This window comes from Coprococcus hominis (ex Arizal et al. 2022) (genome assembly GCF_040094675.1).
Lineage (GTDB): Bacteria > Bacillota > Clostridia > Lachnospirales > Lachnospiraceae > Coprococcus_C > Coprococcus_C hominis.
Map to the genome: position 1 here is coordinate 1 of NZ_JBBNHG010000035.1, position 2,308 is coordinate 2,308.

The 2,308-nt window shown below is 49.0% G+C and carries 1 rRNA gene; it reads left to right on the forward strand.

The window, feature by feature from the left end:
* Positions 1–194: 194 nt before the first annotated feature.
* Positions 195–2,308 (forward strand): 23S ribosomal RNA (locus AAAT93_RS10585); the annotation flags it as partial.

Below are 2,308 nucleotides of genomic sequence, written 5' to 3' on the forward strand. Positions count from 1 at the left end.
TGTACCTTGAGAACTTCATACAGAGAGATAATTATAAATAGCCATTTATAATTAACAAGACATCCGAATATATAAATATTCAAATATCAAGTTACTTTGATACATCGAAAGATGTATTAGAAGAGAACAAAGAGTTATCGAAAGATAACGCCCGTTCAAAAGACCACATCATACGACGCTACGATATGATGGAAGGTTAAGCAAGAAAGGGCGCAGGGTGGATGCCTTGGCACTGAGAGCCGATGAAAGACGTGATAAGCTGCGATAAGCAGCGGTGAGGAGCAAATATCCGATGACCCGCTGATTTCTGAATGGGGAAACCCGGCTGAGCAACCCTCAGTCACCATATGCTGAATACATAGGCATATGGAGGGAACCCGCTGAACTGAAACATCTAAGTAGGCGGAGGAAGAGAAAGAAACATCGATTCTGTGAGTAGCGGCGAGCGAAAACGGAAGAGCCTAAACCGGAGCGCGTGCGTTCCGGGGTTCGGACTGCGACATGTGAGCAATAGGATAACAGAACAGTCTGGGAAGTCAGACCAGAGAGGGTGAAAGTCCCGTATGTGAAATCCGAGTTGCAGCTAGCAGGATCCAGAGTACCACGAGACACGAGAAACCTTGTGGGAAGGCAGGGAGACCACTCCCTAAGGCTAAATACTACTCAGTGACCGATAGCGCATAGTACTGTGAAGGAAAGGTGAAAAGGACCCCGGGAGGGGAGTGAAAGAGAACCTGAAACCCTGTGTCTACAAGCTGTGGAAGATCTTTACATGATCAACCGCGTACTTTTTGTAGAACGGTCCGGCGAGTTGCCATGTCTGGCAAGGTTAAGTACTTAAGGTACGGAGCCGAAGTGAAAGCAAGTGTTAACAGCACGTAAAGTCAGACCGGGCAGACCCGAAACCGGGTGATCTACCCATGTCCAGGTTGAAGTTGCCGTAAAAGGCAATGGAGGACCGAACGCACATCCGTTGAAAAGGGTGGCGATGAGGTGTGGGTAGGGGAGAAATTCCAATCGAACCCGGAGATAGCTGGTTCTCCTCGAAATAGCTTTAGGGCTAGCCTCATATTAGTCTTGCGGAGGTAGAGCACTGAATATCCTAGGGGGCGTCAAAGCTTACCGAAGATTATCAAACTCCGAATGCCGTAAAGATGATGTATGGGAGTCAGACTGCACGAGATAAGTTGGGTAGTCAAAAGGGAAAGAGCCCAGACCTACAGCTAAGGTCCCAAAGTACGTGTTAAGTGGAAAAGGATGTGGGATTTCGAAGACAACTAGGATGTTGGCTCAGAAGCAGCCATACATTCAAAGAGTGCGTAATAGCTCACTAGTCGAGAGGTCCTGCGCCGAAAATGTCCGGGGCTGAAACACGACACCGAAGCTTAGGAATCGAAAGATTGGTAGAGGAGCATTGAATACGGAACGAAGCAGTACCGGAAGGAGCTGTGGACTGTATTGAAGAGAGAATGCCGGAATGAGTAGCGAGATTTAAGTGAGAATCTTAAAGGCCGAATATCTAAGGTTTCCAGGGTAAAGCTGATCTTCCCTGGGTAAGTCGGGGCCTAAGGCGAGGACGAAAGTCGTAGTCGATGGATAACAGGTTGAAATTCCTGTACCGCATATATTCAGAAATGTGGGGACACAGATGGAGAGTACAGCCCGGGAATGGATAGACCGGGGCAAGCGAGGTAGGAGAATGGCAGGCAAATCCACCATTCAATCTGAAGACGTGACGCGTACCGAACAAGAGTAGGGAAGTGTATGAGCCAGCTGTCGAGAAAAGCCGCTATTGTGATATATGTGCCCGTACCGTAAACCGACACAGGTGGATGAGGAGAGAATCCTAAGGCCGGCGGGAGAAGTGTTGTTAAGGAACTCGGCAAAATGACCCCGTAACTTCGGGAGAAGGGGTGCCTCGGAAGAGGCCGCAGAGAAATGGCCCAAGCAACTGTTTAGCAAAAACATAGGTCTATGCAAAACCGAAAGGTGAGGTATATGGGCTGACGCCTGCCCGGTGCTGGAAGGTTAAGAGGAGAGCTTAGCGCAAGCGAAGGTTTGAATTTAAGCCCCAGTAAACGGCGGCCGTAACTATAACGGTCCTAAGGTAGCGAAATTCCTTGTCGGGTAAGTTCCGACCCGCACGAAAGGCGTAATGATTTGGGCACTGTCTCAACAACACACCCGGTGAAATTGAAATACCAGTGAAGATGCTGGTTACCTGCGCCAGGACGGAAAGACCCCATGGAGCTTTACTCCAGCTTGATACTGGGATTCGGTACTACCTGTACAGGATAGGTGGGAGGCT